This window comes from Citrobacter sp. RHBSTW-00570, assembly GCF_013739755.1.
In the GTDB taxonomy this organism is placed as follows: domain Bacteria; phylum Pseudomonadota; class Gammaproteobacteria; order Enterobacterales; family Enterobacteriaceae; genus Citrobacter; species Citrobacter braakii.
Map to the genome: position 1 here is coordinate 1,202,364 of NZ_CP056399.1, position 21,148 is coordinate 1,223,511.

Annotated in this window: 19 protein-coding genes and 3 tRNA genes; 13 read left to right on the forward strand and 9 right to left on the reverse strand. The window is 54.0% G+C overall.

The window, feature by feature from the left end:
• Window positions 1-102: 102 nt before the first annotated feature.
• From HV237_RS05745 to hypF, 3 genes are all read left to right on the forward strand, one after another.
• Window positions 103-1,116 (forward strand): LacI family DNA-binding transcriptional regulator, encoded by a 1,014-nt coding sequence (locus HV237_RS05745; protein ID WP_016154178.1) that lies wholly within the window; start codon window positions 103-105, stop codon window positions 1,114-1,116.
• A gap of 145 nt (window positions 1,117-1,261) precedes the next feature.
• Window positions 1,262-1,807, forward strand: a complete 546-nt coding sequence (hydN, locus tag HV237_RS05750) for an electron transport protein HydN (protein ID WP_047357913.1) — start codon at window positions 1,262-1,264, stop codon at window positions 1,805-1,807.
• A gap of 94 nt (window positions 1,808-1,901) precedes the next feature.
• Complete coding sequence (hypF, locus tag HV237_RS05755) at window positions 1,902-4,142, forward strand: carbamoyltransferase HypF (protein WP_047357862.1); 2,241 nt, start codon at window positions 1,902-1,904, stop codon at window positions 4,140-4,142.
• Between the two features lie 109 nt (window positions 4,143-4,251).
• On the opposite strand, the gene norW is transcribed toward hypF, so the two are convergent.
• On the reverse strand, window positions 4,252-5,385 hold the full coding sequence (gene norW / locus HV237_RS05760; protein WP_047357861.1) for an NADH:flavorubredoxin reductase NorW: 1,134 nt from the start codon (window positions 5,383-5,385) through the stop codon (window positions 4,252-4,254).
• The gene (gene norV, locus HV237_RS05765) at window positions 5,382-6,830 is read right to left on the reverse strand and encodes an anaerobic nitric oxide reductase flavorubredoxin (RefSeq protein ID WP_016154175.1); all 1,449 of its coding nucleotides are present in this window, start codon (window positions 6,828-6,830) and stop codon (window positions 5,382-5,384) included. Before norV ends, norW begins: the two co-directional genes overlap by 4 nt.
• Before the next feature lie 191 nt (window positions 6,831-7,021).
• Here norV and norR point away from each other — a divergent pair, with 191 nt between their 5' ends.
• Window positions 7,022-8,539 carry a nitric oxide reductase transcriptional regulator NorR gene (gene norR, locus HV237_RS05770; RefSeq protein WP_047357860.1) on the forward strand — a complete coding sequence of 506 codons (1,518 nt, stop codon included), beginning with the start codon at window positions 7,022-7,024 and terminating at the stop codon, window positions 8,537-8,539.
• Here norR and gutQ read toward each other — a convergent pair.
• From gutQ to srlA, 7 genes are all read right to left on the reverse strand, one after another.
• On the reverse strand, window positions 8,536-9,501 hold the full coding sequence (gene gutQ, locus HV237_RS05775; protein ID WP_046274841.1) for an arabinose-5-phosphate isomerase GutQ: 966 nt from the start codon (window positions 9,499-9,501) through the stop codon (window positions 8,536-8,538). The two genes, norR and gutQ, sit on opposite strands and share 4 nt — an antisense overlap.
• Window positions 9,494-10,267 carry a DNA-binding transcriptional repressor gene (locus tag HV237_RS05780; protein ID WP_003037350.1) on the reverse strand — a complete coding sequence of 258 codons (774 nt, stop codon included), beginning with the start codon at window positions 10,265-10,267 and terminating at the stop codon, window positions 9,494-9,496. Before HV237_RS05780 ends, gutQ begins: the two co-directional genes overlap by 8 nt.
• A gap of 70 nt (window positions 10,268-10,337) precedes the next feature.
• Entirely contained in the window at window positions 10,338-10,697 is a 360-nt protein-coding gene (gutM, locus tag HV237_RS05785) for a transcriptional regulator GutM (RefSeq protein WP_047357859.1), read from the reverse strand.
• A 97-nt stretch (window positions 10,698-10,794) separates the two neighbouring features.
• Complete coding sequence (gene srlD, locus HV237_RS05790; RefSeq protein WP_003037345.1) at window positions 10,795-11,574, reverse strand: sorbitol-6-phosphate dehydrogenase; 780 nt, start codon at window positions 11,572-11,574, stop codon at window positions 10,795-10,797.
• Between the two features lie 17 nt (window positions 11,575-11,591).
• The gene (gene srlB / locus HV237_RS05795; RefSeq protein WP_016157310.1) at window positions 11,592-11,954 is read right to left on the reverse strand and encodes a PTS glucitol/sorbitol transporter subunit IIA; all 363 of its coding nucleotides are present in this window, start codon (window positions 11,952-11,954) and stop codon (window positions 11,592-11,594) included.
• Between the two features lie 13 nt (window positions 11,955-11,967).
• Window positions 11,968-12,939 (reverse strand): PTS glucitol/sorbitol transporter subunit IIB, encoded by a 972-nt coding sequence (locus HV237_RS05800; protein ID WP_047357858.1) that lies wholly within the window; start codon window positions 12,937-12,939, stop codon window positions 11,968-11,970.
• On the reverse strand, window positions 12,936-13,499 hold the full coding sequence (gene srlA, locus HV237_RS05805; protein WP_016154169.1) for a PTS glucitol/sorbitol transporter subunit IIC: 564 nt from the start codon (window positions 13,497-13,499) through the stop codon (window positions 12,936-12,938). The genes HV237_RS05800 and srlA overlap by 4 nt, the downstream gene beginning before the upstream one ends.
• A gap of 264 nt (window positions 13,500-13,763) precedes the next feature.
• Here srlA and mltB point away from each other — a divergent pair, with 264 nt between their 5' ends.
• The 9 genes from mltB (at window position 13,764) to HV237_RS05850 (ending at window position 21,085) form a co-directional block, all read left to right on the forward strand.
• Window positions 13,764-14,843 carry a lytic murein transglycosylase B gene (gene mltB, locus HV237_RS05810; protein ID WP_046274844.1) on the forward strand — a complete coding sequence of 360 codons (1,080 nt, stop codon included), beginning with the start codon at window positions 13,764-13,766 and terminating at the stop codon, window positions 14,841-14,843.
• 191 nt (window positions 14,844-15,034) lie between these two features.
• Window positions 15,035-15,532: a nicotinamide-nucleotide amidase gene (pncC, locus tag HV237_RS05815; RefSeq protein WP_016154167.1), complete on the forward strand. Its 498-nt coding sequence runs from the start codon at window positions 15,035-15,037 to the stop codon at window positions 15,530-15,532.
• Between the two features lie 92 nt (window positions 15,533-15,624).
• Window positions 15,625-16,689 (forward strand): recombinase RecA, encoded by a 1,065-nt coding sequence (gene recA, locus HV237_RS05820; RefSeq protein WP_016154166.1) that lies wholly within the window; start codon window positions 15,625-15,627, stop codon window positions 16,687-16,689.
• Window positions 16,690-16,758: 69 nt separating this feature from the next.
• Window positions 16,759-17,259 (forward strand): recombination regulator RecX, encoded by a 501-nt coding sequence (gene recX / locus HV237_RS05825; protein WP_016154165.1) that lies wholly within the window; start codon window positions 16,759-16,761, stop codon window positions 17,257-17,259.
• 128 nt (window positions 17,260-17,387) lie between these two features.
• Window positions 17,388-20,015 carry an alanine--tRNA ligase gene (gene alaS / locus HV237_RS05830; RefSeq protein WP_047357857.1) on the forward strand — a complete coding sequence of 876 codons (2,628 nt, stop codon included), beginning with the start codon at window positions 17,388-17,390 and terminating at the stop codon, window positions 20,013-20,015.
• A gap of 238 nt (window positions 20,016-20,253) precedes the next feature.
• Complete coding sequence (csrA, locus tag HV237_RS05835) at window positions 20,254-20,439, forward strand: carbon storage regulator CsrA (protein WP_000906486.1); 186 nt, start codon at window positions 20,254-20,256, stop codon at window positions 20,437-20,439.
• Window positions 20,440-20,775: 336 nt separating this feature from the next.
• Window positions 20,776-20,868 (forward strand) — tRNA-Ser (locus HV237_RS05840).
• Window positions 20,869-20,871: 3 nt separating this feature from the next.
• Window positions 20,872-20,948: transfer RNA gene (locus HV237_RS05845), tRNA-Arg, on the forward strand.
• Between the two features lie 60 nt (window positions 20,949-21,008).
• A tRNA-Arg gene (locus HV237_RS05850) sits at window positions 21,009-21,085 on the forward strand.
• Window positions 21,086-21,148 lie beyond the last annotated feature (63 nt).

The window sequence follows — 21,148 nt, forward strand, 5'->3', positions numbered from 1 at the left end:
TGACTCCGATCACCAGATGTCAGCGTTTGCAATTTAGCAGCAAGGACAGCGGCGAAACGGTGCAGTACACTGCGTCACATTGAGAGAAAAGGGATGAGTAATATGACCACGATGCTGGAGGTGGCGAAGCGTGCCGGGGTGTCAAAAGCGACGGTTTCCCGGGTGCTTTCCGGGAATGGCTATGTCAGCCAGGAAACCAAAGATCGCGTGTTTCAGGCCATTGAAGAGAGTGGTTACCGCCCTAACTTGCTGGCACGCAGTCTGGCAGCGAAAACCACGCAGACGCTGGGTCTGGTGGTAACTAACACCCTTTATCACGGCGTCTATTTCAGCGAACTGCTGTTTCATACCGCGCGGATGGCGGAAGATAAGGGACGCCAGTTGTTGCTGGCTGACGGTAAGCACAGCGCAGAGGAAGAGCGTCAGGCGATCCAGTACCTGCTCGACCTGCGCTGTGACGCGATTATGATCTATCCGCGTTTCCTTAGCGTGGATGAGATAGACGATATCATCGACGCCCACGCCCAGCCGATTATGGTGCTTAATCGGCGGCTGCGAAAAAATACCAGCCACTGCGTGTGGTGCGATCAAAAGCAAACCAGTTTTAACGCCGTTACTCAGCTCATTGCCGCCGGGCACAAAGAGATTGGTTTTATTACTGGCTCGATGGATTCGCCTACCGGCGTGGAGCGACTTTCAGGCTATAAAGACGCGCTGGCACATCATGGCATTCCGCTTAATAATGATTTGATTGTTAAAGGGAAATGGACGCCAGCCTGCGGCGCAGCGGGAGTCGATACTTTGCTTTCGCGTCAGGTTAATTTTACCGCGCTGGTGGCCAGCAATGATGATATGGCGATCGGTGCGATGAAGCAGTTGCACGCGCATGGCGTGAGCGTCCCTGCTCAGGTGTCGGTGATTGGCTTCGATGATATCGCTATCGCGCCATACACTATTCCGGCGCTTTCCAGCGTCAAAATCCCGGTAACGGAAATGATCCAGGAAACGATAGGCCGCCTGATCTTTATGCTGGATGACGGGGCGTTTACGCCGCCAAAAACCTTCACCGGTGAACTCATTCAACGCGACTCTGTTGCGCCGCTCGTTTTGCGCTGACGGCTGTCATTTGTCATCGTCACTAGTGACGATGACACGGCTTCTCTGCATTCATCAAAATAAAAAACCTTTAATAACAGTCAATTAAATTCTGGCACGATTTATGAATGCTTCGGCAGATAATCTGTCATTGCTGGAGAAATTGATGAACCGTTTCATCATTGCAGACGCCAATAAATGCATTGGTTGCCGTACCTGTGAAGTGGCCTGCGTGGTATCCCATCAGGATAACCAGGACTGCGCATCGCTGACCCCTGAAACCTTTTTACCCCGCATTCACGTCATCAAAGGCGTTAATGTCTCCACGGCGACGCTGTGTCGCCAGTGTGAAGACGCGCCGTGCGCTAACGTCTGTCCGAACGGTGCAATCAGCCGTGATAAAGGCTTTGTTCACGTGATGCAGGAGCGCTGTATTGGGTGTAAAACCTGCGTTGTGGCTTGCCCTTATGGCGCAATGGAAGTGGTCGTGCGTCCGGTTGTTCGTAACAGCGGGGCAGGTCTGAACGTCCGGGCAGAAAAAGCCGAAGCCAATAAGTGCGACCTGTGCCACCATCGTGAGGCCGGCCCTGCCTGTATGGAAGTCTGCCCGACTCACGCGCTAATTTATGTGGATCGCAATAAGCTTGAGCAACTGAGCGCTAAAAAACGCCGTCGCGCGGCGCTGGATTCCACTGCATCTTTGCTGTTCTGATATCTGAAAATCCGCGTAAAATACGTGCCGGATAAGGCGAAGCCGCCATCCGGCAAACGGACATTTCAGGGATACAATACCGCGGGAATTCATCATGACAATAAACAACCACTCCGGCGTACAGCTGCGTATTCGCGGTAAGGTACAGGGCGTCGGATTTCGCCCCTACGTCTGGCAACTGGCGCAGCGGTTACAGCTACATGGCGATGTGTGTAACGACGGTGACGGTGTGGTTGTGCGTATACAGGAAGATCCGGCAGAGTTTATTGCGCAATTGCATCAACACTGCCCGCCGCTGGCGCGCATTGACAGCGTTGAGAGCGAACCGTTCGCCTGGACGCAGCCGCCTGCCGACTTCTCGATTCGGCAAAGTGCTGGCGGCACGATGAATACGCAAATCGTTCCGGATGCCGCGACCTGTCCAGAATGTCTGGTTGAAATGAACACCCCCGGCGAACGCCGTTATCGTTATCCCTTTATCAACTGCACCCACTGTGGCCCACGGTTTACGATTATCCGCGCCATGCCCTACGATCGCCCGTTTACCGTGATGGCGTCATTCCCACTCTGTGCGCAATGCGATAATGAGTATCGTGATCCATACGACCGTCGCTTCCATGCCCAGCCCGTTGCCTGTCCGGCATGCGGTCCCCACCTCGAATGGTTTAGCGCGGGTGAGCGGGCGGAGAAAGAAGAGGCGTTGCAGGCGGCAGTATCGCGCCTGAAAGCGGGCGGTATTGTGGCCGTTAAAGGGATTGGTGGGTTTCATCTGGTGTGCGATGCACGAAATGATGACGCCGTAGCGCTGCTCAGGCTGCGCAAACACCGTCCGGCAAAACCTCTGGCAGTGATGCTGCCCGGTGATGACGGACTGCCTGAACCCGCTCGTCGTTTGCTGACAACCCCAGCCGCGCCGATCGTGTTGGTGCAGAAACGCTATGTCGCAGCATTGAGCGAGGGCATTGCGCCAGGGTTAACGGAAGTGGGTGTCATGCTGCCAGCGAATCCGTTGCAGCATTTGCTCTTACAAGAGATGAATTGTCCGTTGGTAATGACCTCCGGCAATCTCAGCGGCAGACCGCCCGCTATTACCAACGCCCAGGCGCTGGAAGATTTACACGAAATTGCCGATGGTTTCCTGCTGCATAACCGCGAAATTGTGCAGCGGATGGATGACTCTGTGGTACGCGACAGTGGCGAGATGCTGCGTCGTTCACGGGGTTACGTGCCGGATGCGGTAGCGCTGCCGCCAGGATTTCACGACGTGCCGCCGATGCTTTGCCTGGGCGCAGATCTGAAAAATACCTTCTGCCTGGTGCGTGGTGAACAGGCGGTTATCAGCCAGCATTTGGGCGATCTCAGCGATGACGGCATTCAGCAGCAGTGGCGTGATGCGCTGCGCCTTATCCAGAACATTTATGACTTTACGCCGCAGCGTATCGTGCATGATGCACACCCTGGTTATGTTTCCAGCCAGTGGGCCAGCGAAATGAATCTGCCAACCGAAACGGTGCTGCATCACCATGCGCATGCCGCTGCGTGTCTGGCCGAGCACGGCTGGTCGCTCGATGGTGGTGACGTGATTGCTCTGACGTTAGACGGTATCGGCATGGGGGAAAACGGCGCGCTGTGGGGGGGAGAGTGTTTGCGGATCAACTATCGTGAATGCGAACACCTTGGCGGCTTGCCAGCGGTAGCGCTGGCGGGGGGGGATCTGGCGGCAAAACAGCCGTGGCGCAATTTGCTCGCGCAGTGCCTGCGTTTTGTTCCTGACTGGCAGCGCTACCCGGAAACATCGGTGCTGCAACATCAAAACTGGAACGTGCTGGCACGCGCCATTGAGCGGGGGATTAACGCACCGCTGGCGTCATCGTGCGGACGGCTGTTTGATGCCGTTGCCGCCGCGCTTCAATGTGCGCCGGAATCGCTGAGTTATGAAGGTGAGGCGGCCTGCGCGCTGGAGGCGATGGCATCGCAATGTGCTGGCGTTGAGCACCCTGTCACGGTGCCGCTTGATGGCAATCAGCTGGACTTAGCGGTTTTTTGGCAGCAATGGCTGACCTGGCAGGCCAAACCTGCCGAAAGAGCGTGGGCGTTTCACGACGCGCTGGCGCGTGGGTTTGCTACCCTGATGCGTTTGCAGGCCGAAGAGTGGGGGATTAAGACGCTGGTATTCAGCGGAGGTGTGATGCATAACCGCTTATTGTCAGCCCGGCTGGCGTTTTATCTGCATGATTTTACCTTACTGTTCCCGCAGCGTTTACCGGCGGGCGACGGCGGGTTGTCGTTGGGGCAGGGCGTGATTGCCGCGGCGCGGGCGTTGGCGCAAAAATAAAAAAGCCCCGGGACTGGCGGGGCAAGAACAACAGGTCGGGGCATACCGACAAGTGGCAACGCACATCCATGTGCGTGAGGTTAATAAATCAAGCAACGGTATCCTGTACTTAAACGGGCAGCGTTTTCAGCAGCGCAAAGGCCTCTTTCATGCGGTCTTCGCTGACGACAAAGGCACATAGCTGGCCTGCGTCGTTCATCCCTCTGGCCACCATCCCTTGCGCTTCGGCGGCAATATGCCAGTTCAGATCGCGGCGCTGGGTATCCCCAGCCAGATGCAAGGGTAATTCCGGCGTTTTGACTTTTACCAGCATGGCAGGCAACTTCAATGGTGCATTGCCGCCGAGCAGGTTTTTCGCCAGATACATGGCGCTCAGCTGAATCGGTTGCAGGAACGGGAGTACCTGACCGTTAATTTCCGCACAGTCACCGAGAGCATAAATGTCCGGGTGGCTGGTTTGCAGGTAGCTGTCGACGCAGACGCCACGATTGATGTTCAATCCGGCGCGACGCGCCAGCGCGGTTTCAGGGCGCAGACCCGTAGCGGCGATCACCGCATCGACTTCTACGCTGCGGCTACGATCGAGCGTGGCGCGAATCCCCGACTCCGTTTTCTCCAGCCCCTGAAGCTGCGATTTCAGCAGCAGGTGTACGCCCATATCGGTCAGACGATGCTGTAAGCGACTGCTTACTTCTGGCGGCATCAGCGAAGCCAGAATGCTGGCGGCGTTGTCGATAAGCGTCACCGCTTTACCAGCACGACAAAAATCCATCGCCAGTTCGCTGCCAATCAAGCCGCCGCCGACAATCAGCACCCGTTGGGCGTCACGCAGTTGTGTTTCACAGGCGCGATACTCTTGTTGGCTGTTCAATGTGAGCATTAACTCACGTCCGGTAATCGGCGGTACGAAGGCCGACGCTCCCGTCGCCAGCACCAGTTTGTCGTATGGCCACTGTTGCTCCTGGCTTTTCACTACGTGAGCATCGGCATCGATGTCGGTTACCCAGGTGTGCGGAAAGAGGCGCAAATTAAACTGTTCGGCAAACTCCCCCGCCGACTGGCGGGTGAGGTCGTCTGCACGTTGCGACTGACTGATAACATGGCTGAGATCGGGCTTGTTGTACTCATCCATACTGTCTGCAGCAATCAGGGTCAGCGGGACATTTGCATCCTGCTTACGGATATTTTTGACTAACTGGCGGGCGGCGAAGCCTGAACCAATAATGACAATTCCGCGGCTCATTTTGCCTCCGTTGCCAGTACGTCAAAGACGTCTTTACCTAATGAACATTCCGGGCACAGGAAGTTATCCGGCACGTCGCTCCACGGTGTTCCCGGCGCGACATCCTGCAGCGGTTCACCTTTTGCCGGGTCGTAAATCCACTGGCATACGCTGCACTGCATGCTTGGACCAAGATCAGCGGCAGCCGCAGCGGCACAGGCGCACTCTTCCTCTTTGGTTGCCGTTTTGACGATTGTTTCCGGCAGCGGAGCAAGCGCCCACTGACGTGCGATTTCACGGCCATGCTGGCGACACAGTTCCAGCGCGTCCAGATCCGGACGCCATTTCGCTTTCAGACTCAGCGACATCTCGAAACCGGCATCCTGCAAGCGTGTGGACAAACGGTCTACCGCACCGCCGCTCCAGCCGTGTGAACCAAAGGCGCTGGCGCGTTTGTTACGAAAACGCAGGCCGGTCATCTCTTCTACCAGACCGGCGATTTTTGGCATCATTACGTTGTTCATCGTTGAAGTACCAACCAGCACGCCTTTAGAGCGGAAGACGTTAGTCAGGACTTCGTTTTTGTCGCTACGGGCGACGTTAAAGATTTTCACCGCCACGTTCGGGTCAACTTCGTTGATGCCCTGGGCAATGGCGTCCGCCATCATGCGGGTGTTGTTGGACATGGTGTCGTAGAAAATGGTGATACGGTCTTCCTGATAGTCAGCCGCCCATTTCAGATACATTTCAACGATTTGTGTCGGGTTGTCGCGCCATACGACGCCGTGGGAAGTGGCAATCATATCCACCGGCAGGTTGAAGCCGAGAATCTCAGTGATTTTCGGTGTAACCAGACGGCTGAACGGCGTCAGGATGTTGGCGTAGTAACGCTGGCACTGTTCGAACAGTTCGGTCTGGTCAACTTCGTCGTTAAACAGACGTTCATCACAGTAGTGCTGGCCGAAGGCGTCGTTACTGAACAGCACCGCATCGCCGGTCATGTAGGTCATCATGCTGTCAGGCCAGTGCAGCATCGGTGTTTCAACGAAGATCAGTTGTTTACCGTTGCCAATGTCCAGCGAGTCGCCGGTTTTCACCACGTTGAAGTTCCACTCCGGGTGGTGGTGGTGCCCGTTGATAGAGTCAATAGCGTTGGCTGTGCAGTAAATTGGGGTGTCAGGGATGCAGGACATCAGCTCAGTCAGCGCACCGGCATGGTCCTCTTCCGCGTGGTTAATGATGATGTAGTCGATATCTGCCAGGTCAATTTCACTGCGCAGGTTCTGCACGAATTCACGGCTAAACTTGTGGTCTACTGTATCGATCAGGACATTTTTTTCTTCACGGATGAGATAGCTGTTGTAGCTGCTACCGCGCAGCGTTTTATATTCAGTCCCGTGGAAATCACGAACTTCCCAGTCACGTTGGCCAACCCAATGAATGTTATTTTTAACCAGAATAGACATAGCAACCTCAGTAATTAATTCAGCGTTTTTCTAAAAAAGATGTTTTGCTTATTGCAGGTTGCGTGCCAACTTTTTATTTTGTTGATTTTAAAGGGTTTGTTTTTTAATGCCTATAAGGTGGTAGTCAAAATGACTATTCATTTTATTGTCAATATGACAATATGAATTGTCAAAATGACAATGAGGTCGTCATGAGTTTTTCCGTAGACGTGCTGGCGGGTATCGCCATTGAATTACAAAGCGGTATTGGACATCAGGACCGTTTTCAACGCCTGATAACCACCTTGCGACAGGTGCTGGAGTGCGACGCGTCGGCATTGCTGCGCTATGAGTCGCGACAGTTTATTCCGCTGGCGATCGATGGGCTGGCGCAGGACGTTCTCGGCAGGCGCTTTACCCTGGAAGGGCATCCTCGTCTGGAGGCGATTGCCCGCGCCGGGGACGTGGTTCGTTTCCCTGCCGACAGCGATTTGCCAGACCCTTACGATGGGCTGATTCCGGGCCAGGAGAGCCTGAAGGTACACGCCTGCATTGGCTTACCGCTGTTCGCCGGTCAAAATCTGATTGGCGCGTTAACGCTGGATGGCATGGAGCCCGATCAATTCGACGTTTTCAGCGATGAAGAACTTAGGCTGATTGCCGCGCTGGCGGCGGGCGCGCTGAGCAATGCGCTGCTGATTGAACAACTGGAAAGCCAGAATATGTTGCCGGGCTCGTCGACGGCCTTCGAGCAGGTGACGGAAACCCAAATGATTGGCCTGTCGCCCAATATGCTGCAGTTGAAAAAAGAGATTGAGATTGTGGCGGGATCCGATCTCAACGTACTGATTAGCGGCGAAACGGGGACCGGGAAGGAGCTTGTAGCTAAGGCTATCCATGAAGGTTCGCCGCGCGCGGTGAATCCGCTGGTGTATCTGAACTGCGCGGCGTTGCCGGAAACCGTAGCGGAAAGTGAGCTGTTTGGTCACGTAAAAGGCGCCTTTACCGGGGCTATCAGCAATCGTAGCGGTAAGTTTGAAATGGCTGACAATGGGACGCTGTTTCTCGATGAGATTGGCGAGCTCTCGCTGGCGTTACAGGCTAAGTTGCTACGTGTGTTGCAGTACGGCGATATTCAGCGTGTGGGTGACGATCGCAGCCTGCGCGTGGATGTTCGGGTGCTGGCCGCAACGAACAGTGATTTACGAGAAGAGGTGCTGGCCGGGAATTTCCGTGCGGATTTGTTCCACCGTCTGAGCGTCTTTCCCCTTTCCGTACCGCCCCTTCGTGAACGCGGCGAAGATGTGGTGCTGCTGGCCGGTTATTTTTGCGAACAATGTCGGCTGCGGCTGGGTCTTTCCCGCGTGGTGTTAAGTCCCGGCGCGCGTAGTCATCTGTTGAATTACGGCTGGCCCGGGAACGTGCGTGAGCTGGAACATGCCATTCACCGGGCGGTTGTTCTGGCAAGGGCCACCAGGGCAGGGGATGAAGTGGTGCTTGAGGCGCAGCATTTTGCCCTGCAGGATGAAACCCCGGCTCCCCAGGCAGAGGTTGTTGCGGAGATCCCGCAGCATCGCAACCTGCGTGAGGCAACGGAGTCATTCCAGCGGGAGATGATCCGCCGGGCGTTGGCGCAAAATAATCACAGTTGGGCGGCAAGTGCGCGGGCGCTGGAAACAGACGTCGCCAACCTGCACCGGCTGGCGAAACGTCTGGGGCTGAAGGATTAGAGAATACCTGCCTGATAGAAATCCTGCAGGTTGATAGCACCGGTGAGTTTACCGTTTTCATCTACCACCGGTGCGGCAGTGATTTTGCGCTTCATCAGGATCTCTTTGGCGTCAATGGCGCGGCTCTGGGCCTGCAGCGTAATGCCATTATGGGTCATTGCTTCGCTAACCTGAGTGGTGAGCGCTCCGCCGCCAACCAGCCAGCGGCGCAGGTCGCCGTCGGTAAAGACGCCTTTCACCAGCGACTCGTCGTCGCAGACTGCCACCAGGCCAAGACCCGTACGGCTTAGTTCCAGCATCGCGTCCATGACGCTGGTGGTGAGCGTCACCTGCGGAATGGCATCGTCACGGCGCATCAGATGATGCACTTTATTTAACAGACGAGCGCCCAGCGCACCCGCCGGATGCGAGCGGGCAAAATCTTCTTCGTTAAAGCCGCGCGCCTGCATCACGGCGATTGCCAACGCGTCGCCCATCATCAGAGTGTTCACGGTGCTGGAAGTCGGTGCCAGGCGCATCGGACAGGCTTCGCGCTCAACGGAAATATCCAGCACGGCTTTGGCTGCCAGACCCAGCGGTGAGGTCGGTTTTCCGGTCATTGCCAGCAGAGCGACGGATTTGTCTTCCAGGCGCGGAATGATGAGATCCAGTTCTTTTGCGCCGCCGGAGTAGGAAATAAACAGCATGACATCACGGCTTTCAATCATCCCTAAGTCGCCGTGCAGCGCTTCAGCCGGATGCACAAAAAAGGCGGGTGTGCCGGTACTGGCGAGGGTCGCGGCTATTTTTTTGCCAATATGGCCTGATTTGCCAATCCCGGAGACAATCACTTTGCCTTCGCAGTGGATGATAGTATTGGCGGCGCGGACAAAATCATCGCCCAGTCGTTCAGGCAGTCGGCTGGCTTCCTGTAGCTCCAGCATTAACGTCTGACGGCCCGCGTTCAGTAGTGCATCACTCATTGGTTTCTCCGGTTATGATCACTTCAATCCCTTTTGCTTCCAGCGCCTGACGAAACGCAGGGTCGATACCCGCATCGGTAATCAGCTTGTCGACGCTTTCCAGACTGCACACAACATTGGGGCTTTTGCGCCCAAATTTTGACGAGTCAGCCATCAGAATCACTTCGCGAGCGGCATTGCACATCGCTTTACTGACGCTAAACACCTCATTAAAGGTGGTCACGCCGGCATTGAGGTCAATGCCGTCGGTGCCCATGAAGAGTTTATCAAAGCTGAACTGCTCAAAGGCGTTTTCTGCCAGCTGACCGTGAAATGACGCAGATTTTTTGCGAAAGGTCCCGCCGGGCATCAGGATAGTTTGCTCGTTGTCCAGCTCTGAAAGGGCGTTAACAATGTGCAGACTGTTGGTCATGACGGTGATGTTGCTAAAGCGGGTGAGCATCGGCACCATCTGCAATACGGTGCTGCCCGCATCCAGAATAATCGAGTCGCCATCGTGAATAAAACGGACGGCGGCTTCGGCAATCTGCTCTTTTTTATGCGTATTGATTAGCGTTTTGTGATCGATTGGCGGGTCGGATTCGTCTTTATTTAATACCACGCCGCCATAGGTACGAATGACGGTTCCGGCATTCTCCAGAATGACCAGGTCTTTGCGAATGGTCGTGCCGGTTGTGTCAAAGTAGTGGGCCAGTTCTTCAACCGAGCATTTTCCCTGCTTTTGCAGATGCTCCAGTATGGCCGCCTGTCGCTGACGAGGTTTCATAGGCGTGATTACCCTGACTTATTAGGTTGCAAAATGATAATTTCGCAAGCTATTAGCATTCACAACGAAATTACCCATGTTTCAGTTTAAGCGCCAATGATAGTGCATTCTGCGCTAACGGATCATGGGGAAAGATCACATCAGGCTGTAAATCATCAAGATGTTTGCCCATTATCGTGGCAATTTTACCGGGCCTGGCAAATATAGTAAGACCTTTCATAAATAACGAATCGGTAACCCGCTGCTGCTCATCCAGCGCGATGGCGACCACCACGCGGGGTTTAAACCGTCCACCGGAACGACCTACGCCAACCCGACCCCGCTGGCAGAGTTGATCAAACGCCCGGTTAAAGCGGGATATTTGCCAGCCACCGAGCGCCAGTTGCAGGCACCAGGCGATAGCGGCGACGGTAATCAGTGCGGAAACCATAATGTGCTCCTTTGATTTTGCCGGATGGCGGCTGTGCCTTATCCGACCAGATGTGTGTAGGCCCGGTAAGCGCAGCGCCACCGGGCAATCATGTTTCTTAGAACATCACCTGACCACCGGTCACGTTAATGGACTGACCGGTGCAGTAAGAGGCTTTCGGGCTGGCGTAAAACAGCAGCATGTTCAGCACGTCCTGATAATCGCAGCCGCGCTTAAGCGGAACCTTATCAATGTAGTACTGCTCGACTTCGTCTGGCTTAAGGCCAAGCTTGGTCGCATATTGCGGTAATAATGACTGAAACATCGGTGATTTCAGCAGATTGCCGAGCATCAGTGAATGCACGGTGATCCCGTACTCTGCCAGATCCAGCGCCAGCGACTGGGTTAAACCTACGCCGCCAAATTTTGCCGCGCTATAGCCTGAGTTGTGTTTACTGCCCACTTTCCCTGATTTGGAGTTGATCTGGATAATGCGTCCCTGGACGCCATCGCGGATCATCAGGCGTGAAAATTCACGTGCGCAGAGAAAGTAGCCGACCAGATTCACCTGCAACGAGCGGTCGAAATCCCCAAGCTGAAAGTCGCTGATAAACGCGGCTTTTGCGATACCCGCGCTGTAAACCAGCAGATCGACGCGGCCAAATATTTCATCCACTCCGCGCGACAGCGCCAGCACACTTTGTTCGCTGGTGGCATCAGCGCCAAAACCGTAGGCGGTGCCTTCGCCAAACTCGGCGTTAATTTCCTGCGCGACGTTGGCGGCTTTATCGCTTTGGATATCCACCACCGCGACGCGGTACCCTTCTGTCGCAAGCCCACGGCAAAGGAATGCCCCCAGGGTCTGGCCTCCACCAATGACAACGGCAACCTGATTCATCTTTATCTCCTTCAATCTTAAGCAATAAACTTCAAAATACAGCCCGGTGCGATACCGTCCGGTACGGGGCCCGCAACGTGTACGGTGCCGGGAAATTCCGCTTCACTCAGTCCGTCAAAACGCAGAGTGATATGCCCCAGTTCACGTAAGTTTTGTTCCGCCACGCTGCCAACGGCTGTGACCGGGTAGTGATGCTGGCCTAGCTCAAATTGGATCCCAGCCTGCAAAGAGCCGTTCAGCTCCCCATGGCAATGGATGAAGCAAAATTCTTCGATATCCGCAGGCGCGCCTTCACGAAAGGTAATTAGCATCTGGTCGCAGAGTGCATCCGGGGCGCTCTGGCCGATGCGGGTGATGGTGGTTTCATAAATCACGGTCATTTTTGAGTGCCTCTTATTGGTAAATAAAGCCGGAAACAAACCAGGCGATGAGAACGGTCGGTGCGCCGGTCAGAAAACGACTCACCAGTACGGATGGCACACCGACGCGGACCGTGTCCTGGCGCGCTTCGGCTAGCGACAATCCGACTGGAATAAAGTCGCATGCCGCCTGAGCGTTAATGGCGAACAAGGCAGGTAGCGCCAGATGCGGAGGAATGTTCCCCAAACCAATCTGTACGCCGATCAGGACGCCGATAACCTGGGCGATGACCGCACCAGGGCCGAGGAAAGGGGACAGCAGCGGGAAAGAGCAGATCAGCGCCAGGGTTACCAGCCCCAGCGGATGGCTGGCCAGCGGTGCGAGTCCATGGGCAATCCAGTCCCCCAGGCCAGACGCCATAATGATGCCGATCAGCGCCGAGACGAACGCCATAAACGGCAGAATGGTTTTCAGGACGGTATCGATAGTGTCTCGCCCGGCCTGAAACAGAACCGCAACGGCTGAACCCATTCCCATGCCGACTTTTGCCAGCAGACCGTCGCTTTGTTCGGTAATTTTCTTGCTGGTGTCGTACTCGCGACCCATCGTGCTGTTTGCTGGCGTTGGCGCAGCGGATGCTTCACCGACGACGGTAATGTTTTCTTCTTTCACGCCAGAGACATAGATATCTTCGATAATATATTGGGCCAGCGGACCTGATTTACCCGTCGCGTGAATATTCACTGTTGGTATACGGCGTTTTGGATAGATCCCGCAGCGCAGCGTGCCGCCGCAGTCGATGATCGCCACGCCAATTTCGTTCTCTGGCGGCTCGCCTTCTTTGAAGCCATCAACGGCCTGCCAACCTGTCAGGCTGGCTATCCTGTCGACAATTGCGGGGCGAGTCCCGGCGGTGATATAGACAATTTTCTTGCCTGGCTCGGCATCCAGTTCAAGCGGGCCGCCCCAGCCGCCGGTGCCTTTTTCAATACGAATACGCGTCATGATGCTGCTCCCGCCAGATGTACTTTCTGCTCAAGTTGAATGCCCATTTTTTTCTCAAAGATGGTGGTGGTGAAATCGGTCACCCAGCCGCGGAAGAAGTTGGTCACCAGGCCGACCAGCAAATAGCTCACCGCCAGCGGGCCGAGCGGAAGACCCAGCGTGGTCAGTCCGCTGGCGATCCCCAGATAGACGAACAGCTCACCGGGGTTGATGTGGGGAAATAAGCCGTTCATTGAATGGCAGCTGTAAGAGGCGGCTGCGTAGTAGCTGGGCTTGAACTTTTCCGGCATAAAGCGGCCCAGGCTCAGTGTCATAGGATTACAAAACACAAATGTGCCGATGCACGGCAGCAGTAGATAGCGGGACAGCGGGTTTCCGGCGCAGCGCTGGGCAAAACGTTCAATACGTTGCTGACCGATAAAGTTAATCAGCGCATTCATGATGACCAGCAGACTGATCAGCAGAGGCAGAATACCGGTCACCATGCCGGTAAACACCTCTCCGCCTTTCTGGAACAATCCGATAAACCACTCAGCACCGAGTGTGATGGTGTCGATCATTATTCTCTCCTGTAGGGGTTTTAGTTATCTTGCCAAACGGTAACTAATTTTAATCAGATCGAAAGATTTAAAAGTGTTATTTTGATCGCAAAATGAAAGATAAATATTTTAATTTGAAAGATTGTGCGTGAGAACGCGCAAATGTGCCGGTCAGGAGTGCAAGAGGGGGGAAATTCTGTGAAGGAGAGCGACTACTGCTTCCTTGTGTGGCGGAGGATGCTTTACCATACTTCTCCCAGGCTGAATTTGTTTAATGGATGTCTCATGTTCAAGCGTCGTTATGTAGCGTTACTTCCCCTTTTCGTATTGCTTGCTGCTTGTAGCAGCAAACCTAAACCTTCAGAGACTCAAACGACTACGGGTACGCCATCCGGCGGCTTCCTGCTTGAGCCACAGCACAATGTCATGCAAACGGGCGGCGATTTTGCCAATAATCCGAACGCGCAGCAGTTCATCGAGAAAATGGTGAATAAGCACGGCTTTGACCGCCAGCAGTTGCAGGAGATCCTGTCGCAGGCCAAGCGTCTGGACTCGGTATTGCGTTTGATGGACCGCCAGGCGCCGACGACTCAACCGCCAGCCGGACCTAACGGTGCATGGCTGCGGTATCGTAAACAGTTCATCACTCCGGATAACGTACAAAACGGTGTGGCCTTCTGGAACCAATATGAAGATGCGCTGAACCGTGCATGGCAGGTCTACGGCGTACCGCCGGAAATTATCGTTGGCATTATTGGCGTAGAGACTCGCTGGGGCCGCGTGATGGGTAAAACGCGGATTCTGGATGCGCTGGCGACGTTGTCGTTTAACTATCCTCGTCGCGCGGAATATTTCTCTGGTGAACTGGAAACCTTCCTGCTAATGGCGCGAGATGAAAGCGACGATCCGCTCGATTTGAAAGGTTCTTTCGCAGGGGCGATGGGCTACGGCCAATTTATGCCATCTTCCTATAAGCAATATGCCGTTGATTTCAATGGCGATGGTCACATTAACCTGTGGGATCCGGTTGATGCTATCGGTAGCGTGGCGAACTATTTCAAAGGCCACGGCTGGGTGAAAGGCGATATGGTTGCGGTTCCGGCGAATGGCCAGGCGCCTGGGCTGGCGAACGGCTTTAAAACCCAGTACAGCATTTCTCAGCTTGCCGCCGCAGGCCTGACGCCGCAGCAGTCCCTGGGTAATCATCAGCAGGCCAGCCTGCTGCGACTGGATATCGGTACCGGTTATCAGTATTGGTATGGACTGCCGAACTTCTACACCATCACCCGCTATAACCACAGTACCCACTATGCTATGGCCGTGTGGCAATTGGGTCAGGCGGTCGCGCTGGCGCGCGTGCAGTAATCATTTGTTATCGGTCTACAGGGGCAATTCCTTGTAGACCGAATAGGCTATCCTGGTGCGTTATCCGGTACTCTTTTGAATGCGGTTTATCTATTTTCTGAATGCCCCTCGTAAAATTGTCTCCTCATCCCCATCTTGGTTATGAAAGTGCTATCTTGTCCGGCATATTTTTTTAACTGACAGAGGCTGAAATGACCGACAGTGAACTGATGCAGTTAAGCGAGCAGGTTGGCCTGGCGTTGAAAGCGCGCGGGGCAACCGTGACGACGGCGGAATCCTGCACCGGCGGCTGGGTAGCTAAAGCAATTACGGATATTGCCGGCAGCTCCGCCTGGTTTGAACGCGGGTTTGTGACCTACAGCAATGAAGCCAAAGCGCAGATGATTGGCGTGCGCGAAGAGACGCTGGTCCAGCATGGGGCGGTGAGCGAACCTGTGGTGGTGGAGATGGCGATTGGCGCGCTAAAAGCGGCCCGCGCGCATTTCGCTGTTTCGATTAGCGGTATTGCGGGGCCAGATGGCGGCAGTGAAGAAAAGCCCGTGGGGACGGTATGGTTCGCTTTTGCCAGCGCGAGCGGCGAGGGGATTACTCGCCGGGAATGCTTCAGCGGCGATCGCGATGCGGTACGTCGACAGGCGACCGCCTACGCGTTACAAACCCTGTGGCAACAATTTCTACAAAATACTTGATACTGTATGAGCATACAGTATAATTGCCCCAACAGAACATTATCTATCACGTTTCGCGGTTTAACCCGAAAGCGGCATGACAGGAGTAATTAATGGCTATCGACGAAAACAAACAGAAAGCGTTGGCGGCAGCGCTGGGTCAGATCGAAAAGCAATTCGGTAAAGGCTCCATCATGCGCCTGGGTGAAGACCGTTCCATGGATGTGGAAACCATCTCCACTGGTTCGCTTTCTCTGGATATCGCATTGGGCGCGGGCGGTTTGCCAATGGGCCGTATCGTTGAAATCTACGGGCCTGAATCTTCCGGTAAAACGACGCTGACCCTGCAGGTTATTGCTGCCGCACAGCGCGAAGGTAAAACCTGTGCGTTCATCGATGCTGAACACGCGCTGGATCCCGTCTATGCGCGCAAGCTTGGCGTTGATATCGACAACCTGCTGTGCTCTCAGCCTGATACCGGTGAACAAGCGCTGGAAATCTGTGATGCGCTGGCGCGCTCCGGTGCGGTTGACGTTATCGTTGTCGACTCCGTTGCCGCATTGACGCCGAAGGCAGAAATCGAAGGCGAGATTGGTGACTCTCACATGGGCCTTGCGGCACGTATGATGAGCCAGGCCATGCGTAAGCTGGCCGGTAACCTGAAGCAGTCCAACACGCTACTGATTTTCATCAACCAGATCCGTATGAAGATTGGCGTTATGTTCGGTAACCCGGAAACCACCACCGGTGGTAACGCCCTGAAATTCTATGCTTCTGTTCGCCTGGATATCCGTCGTATTGGCGCGGTGAAAGAAGGCGACAACGTGGTTGGTAGCGAAACCCGTGTTAAGGTCGTGAAAAACAAAATTGCAGCGCCGTTCAAACAGGCTGAATTCCAGATTCTTTACGGTGAAGGTATCAACTTCTACGGCGAACTGGTTGATTTGGGCGTGAAAGAGAAGCTGATTGAAAAAGCCGGTGCATGGTACAGCTACAACGGTGAGAAAATTGGTCAGGGTAAAGCGAATGCCACTAACTGGCTGAAGGAAAACCCGGCAACTGCGAAGGAAATTGAGAAGAAAGTACGCGAGTTACTGCTCAATAACCCGGATTCAAAACCAGACTTCTCTGTTGATGACAGCGGTGAAGATGTAAAAGAAACGAACGAAGATTTCTGATAATCTGACGTTATCGCACATAGAAGGGCTGCATACGATGCAGCCCTTTTCCATTTCTGAAGGCTCACTATGACAGAAGCAACTTCCCGCCGCTCCGCTTATTCCCGACTTCTTGACCGCGCTGTACGTATACTGGCGATGCGCGATCACAGCGAGCAGGAACTGCGGCGTAAGCTGGCCGCTCCGGTGATGGGAAAAAATGGACCGGAAGACATTGATGCAACGCCGGAGGATTACGACAAGGTCATCGCCTGGTGTATTGAAAGTCGTTATCTGGATGATGACCGCTTCGTTCAGCAGTTTATCTCCAGCCGTAGCCGTAAAGGTTATGGACCCGCGCGTGTGCGTCAGGAATTAAACCAAAAAGGGATTTCGCGGGAAGCCGTTGAACGAGCCATGCGCGAGTGTGAAATTGACTGGGCAGCACTTGCGCGCGCGCAGGCCATTCGTAAATACGGAGAACCTTTACCTGTAGATTTTTCAGATAAGGTAAAGGTCCAGCGCTTTTTGCTCTACCGTGGCTATCTGATGGAAGATATTCAGGCAATATGGCGAAATTTTGACGATTGAGCGCATACGGGATTTTACTTCCCAGTAAAGAAAACTTATCTTATTCCCACTTTTCGATTGCCAGAGGCGCAGTTTACGTGCCGATGCTGGTAATGACATTTCGTTAGCTTGATTTCTTCAGGATAATTATGAGCAAGAGCACCGCTGAGATCCGTCAGGCGTTTCTCGATTTTTTCCATAGTAAAGGACATCAGGTAGTTGCCAGCAGCTCCCTGGTACCGAACAATGACCCTACTTTGTTGTTTACCAACGCCGGGATGAACCAGTTCAAGGATGTGTTCCTTGGCCTCGACAAGCGTAATTATTCCCGCGCAACCACCTCGCAGCGTTGCGTGCGGGCGGGCGGTAAGCACAACGACCTGGAAAACGTCGGTTACACTGCACGTCACCATACTTTCTTCGAAATGCTGGGCAACTTCAGCTTCGGCGATTATTTCAAACATGATGCTATTCAATACGCATGGGAACTGCTGACCGGTGAAAACTGGTTTGCCCTGCCAAAAGAGCGTCTGTGGGTCACCGTCTATGAAACTGACGATGAAGCCTATGAAATCTGGGAAAAAGAAGTCGGCATTCCGCGCGAACGTATCATCCGTATCGGTGATAACAAAGGCGCGGCTTATGCTTCCGACAACTTCTGGCAGATGGGTGATACCGGCCCTTGCGGTCCGTGCACCGAAATTTTCTACGACCATGGCGACCACATTTGGGGTGGCCCTCCGGGAAGCGCAGAAGAAGATGGCGATCGCTACATTGAGATCTGGAACATCGTCTTCATGCAGTTCAACCGTCAGGCTGACGGTACCATGGAACCGCTGCCGAAGCCGTCCGTGGATACCGGTATGGGCCTTGAGCGTATTGCGGCCGTGCTGCAACACGTTAATTCCAACTATGAAATCGACCTGTTCCGTTCACTGATTGAGTCCGTGGCGAAAGTCACCGGCGCGACCGATCTGAGCAACAAGTCGCTGCGCGTTATCGCTGACCATATCCGCTCCTGTGCATTCCTGATTGCCGATGGCGTTGTCCCGTCGAATGAAAACCGTGGTTATGTGCTGCGTCGTATCATTCGTCGCGCGGTACGTCATGGCAACATGCTGGGCGCGAAGGATACCTTCTTCTACAAGCTGGTTGGTCCGCTGGTGGACGTCATGGGCTCCGCAGGTGAAGAACTGAAGCGTCAGCAGGCTATGGTTGAGCAGGTTCTGAAAACCGAAGAAGAGCAGTTTGCGCGTACACTGGAGCGTGGTCTGGCGCTGCTGGATGAAGAACTGGCAAAACTGTCCGGCGATACACTGGATGGTGAAACCGCATTCCGTCTGTATGACACTTACGGTTTCCCGGTTGACCTGACGGCGGACGTTTGCCGCGAGCGCAACATTAAGGTTGACGAAGCGGGCTTTGAAGCCGCAATGGAAGAACAGCGCCGCCGCGCGCGTGAAGCCAGCGGCTTCGGCGCAGACTACAATGCGATGATTCGTGTTGATGGCGCCTCTGAATTTAAAGGCTACGAACACCTGGAACTGAACGGCAAAGTGACCGCGCTGTTTGTTGATGGTAAAGCGGTAGACGCAATTAACGCAGGTCAGGACGCAGTTGTCGTACTGGATCAGACTCCGTTCTATGCGGAATCTGGTGGTCAGGTTGGCGACAAGGGTGAACTGAAAGGCGCAGGCTTCGCGTTTGCCGTGAGCGACACGCAGAAATATGGCCAGGCCATTGGTCACATTGGTAAGCTGTCTGCGGGTTCTCTGAAAATTGGCGATGCAGTACAGGCTGATGTTGATGACACTCGTCGTGCGCGCATTCGCTTGAACCACTCCGCAACGCACCTGATGCACGCGGCGCTGCGCCAGGTACTGGGCACGCATGTGGCACAGAAAGGCTCGTTGGTTAACGATAAAGTGCTGCGCTTCGACTTCTCTCATACTGAAGCTATGAAGCCTGCTGAAATCCGTGCCGTTGAAGATCTGGTGAATGCGCAAATTCGTCGCAATCTGCCGATTGAAACGAACATCATGGATCTCGAAGCGGCGAAAGCCAAAGGCGCAATGGCGCTGTTTGGCGAGAAATATGACGACCACGTGCGTGTTCTGAGCATGGGGGATTTCTCTACCGAACTGTGTGGTGGTACTCATGCCAGCCGTACGGGTGATATCGGTCTGTTCCGTATTGTGTCCGAGTCAGGCACTGCGGCGGGCGTTCGTCGTATCGAAGCTGTGACCGGTGAAGGTGCTATCCAAACCGTGCATGCTGAGAGCGATCGCTTAAGCGATATTGCGCAGCTGCTGAAAGGCGATAGCCAGAATATTGGTGACAAAGTTCGTTCCGTGCTGGAGCGTACGCGTCAACTCGAAAAAGAATTGCAGCAATTGAAGGAACAGGCTGCGGCGCAGGAGAGTGCAAATCTCTCCAGCAAAGCGGTTGATATCAATGGCGTGAAGCTGCTGGTCAGCGAACTCGCGGATGTTGAGCCGAAAATGTTGCGTACCATGGTTGATGATCTGAAAAATCAACTGGGGTCTACCGTTATCGTTCTGGCAACGGTAGTGGAAGGTAAGGTTTCTCTGATTGCTGGTGTGTCTAAGGACGTGACAGATCGCGTGAAAGCAGGGGAGCTGGTTGGAATGGTCGCTCAGCAGGTAGGCGGTAAGGGTGGTGGTCGTCCGGACATGGCGCAAGCCGGTGGTACGGATGCTGCGGCTCTGCCAGCAGCGTTAGCCAGTGTGAAAGGCTGGGTCAGCGCAAAACTGTAATAATTATAAGCGTAAGTCGACGCTGCGGACTTCAATCCGCAGCGTTTGTATCAACGCTATCGACAACGATAAAGTCAGGTTGAAGTTGTGTATATCGGCTAAACTTAGGTTTAACAGAATGTGATGCCGTGACTGCTTACACTTAGGTGTTTGTCATCGCTTACTTTTTGGCGTTATATGATGGATAATGCCGGGATACAGAGAGACCCGACTCTTTTAATCTTTCAAGGAGCAAAGAATGCTGATTCTGACTCGTCGAGTTGGTGAGACCCTCATGATAGGCGATGAGGTCACCGTGACAGTTTTAGGGGTGAAGGGCAACCAGGTGCGCATTGGCGTAAACGCCCCGAAAGAAGTTTCTGTCCATCGTGAAGAGATCTACCAGCGTATCCAGGCTGAAAAATCCCAGCAGTCCAGTTACTAAGGTTTTCGCGTCTCACCTTTCTGGTGAGGCGCAACCTGATTGAATTATCCCTTTTCTTCTCTTTTCTTCTTCGTCTTCCTCATTTTTTCGATTCCCATCCGCGTATTGCCTTTCCCTGCGATTTTTCCGTTTGTTCATTGCCTCAGGAAATTGCCAATTTATCTGTTGATAAAACACTCTTTTTGCCGTTTTTGCAGACTAATTGCGCGTGAAATGTGCAAACGATAAAAGCGCTGGAAAAATTGTTTGACTTATAAGTCCCAGAAAGTAATATGTGCGCCACGCAGCGACGATGAGCAGAAACAAGTTCTTCGAAGCACTCGCAAGAGGCGTGTTGGTGAGGTGGCCGAGAGGCTGAAGGCGCTCCCCTGCTAAGGGAGTATGCGGTCAAAAGCTGCATCCGGGGTTCGAATCCCCGCCTCACCGCCATTTGCATCCGTAGCTCAGCTGGATAGAGTACTCGGCTACGAACCGAGCGGTCGGAGGTTCGAATCCTCCCGGATGCACCATATTATTTGATAGCGCTTTAGCAGCGGCATCAAATCTGCAGTAAAGTAAGTTTCCCTGACGCATCCGTAGCTCAGCTGGATAGAGTACTCGGCTACGAACCGAGCGGTCGGAGGTTCGAATCCTCCCGGATGCACCATCTTCTCCGAGATAACAGCAAAACTGTTGTTTCATGGTCTGCGAGATAATCGCGAGCACCAGG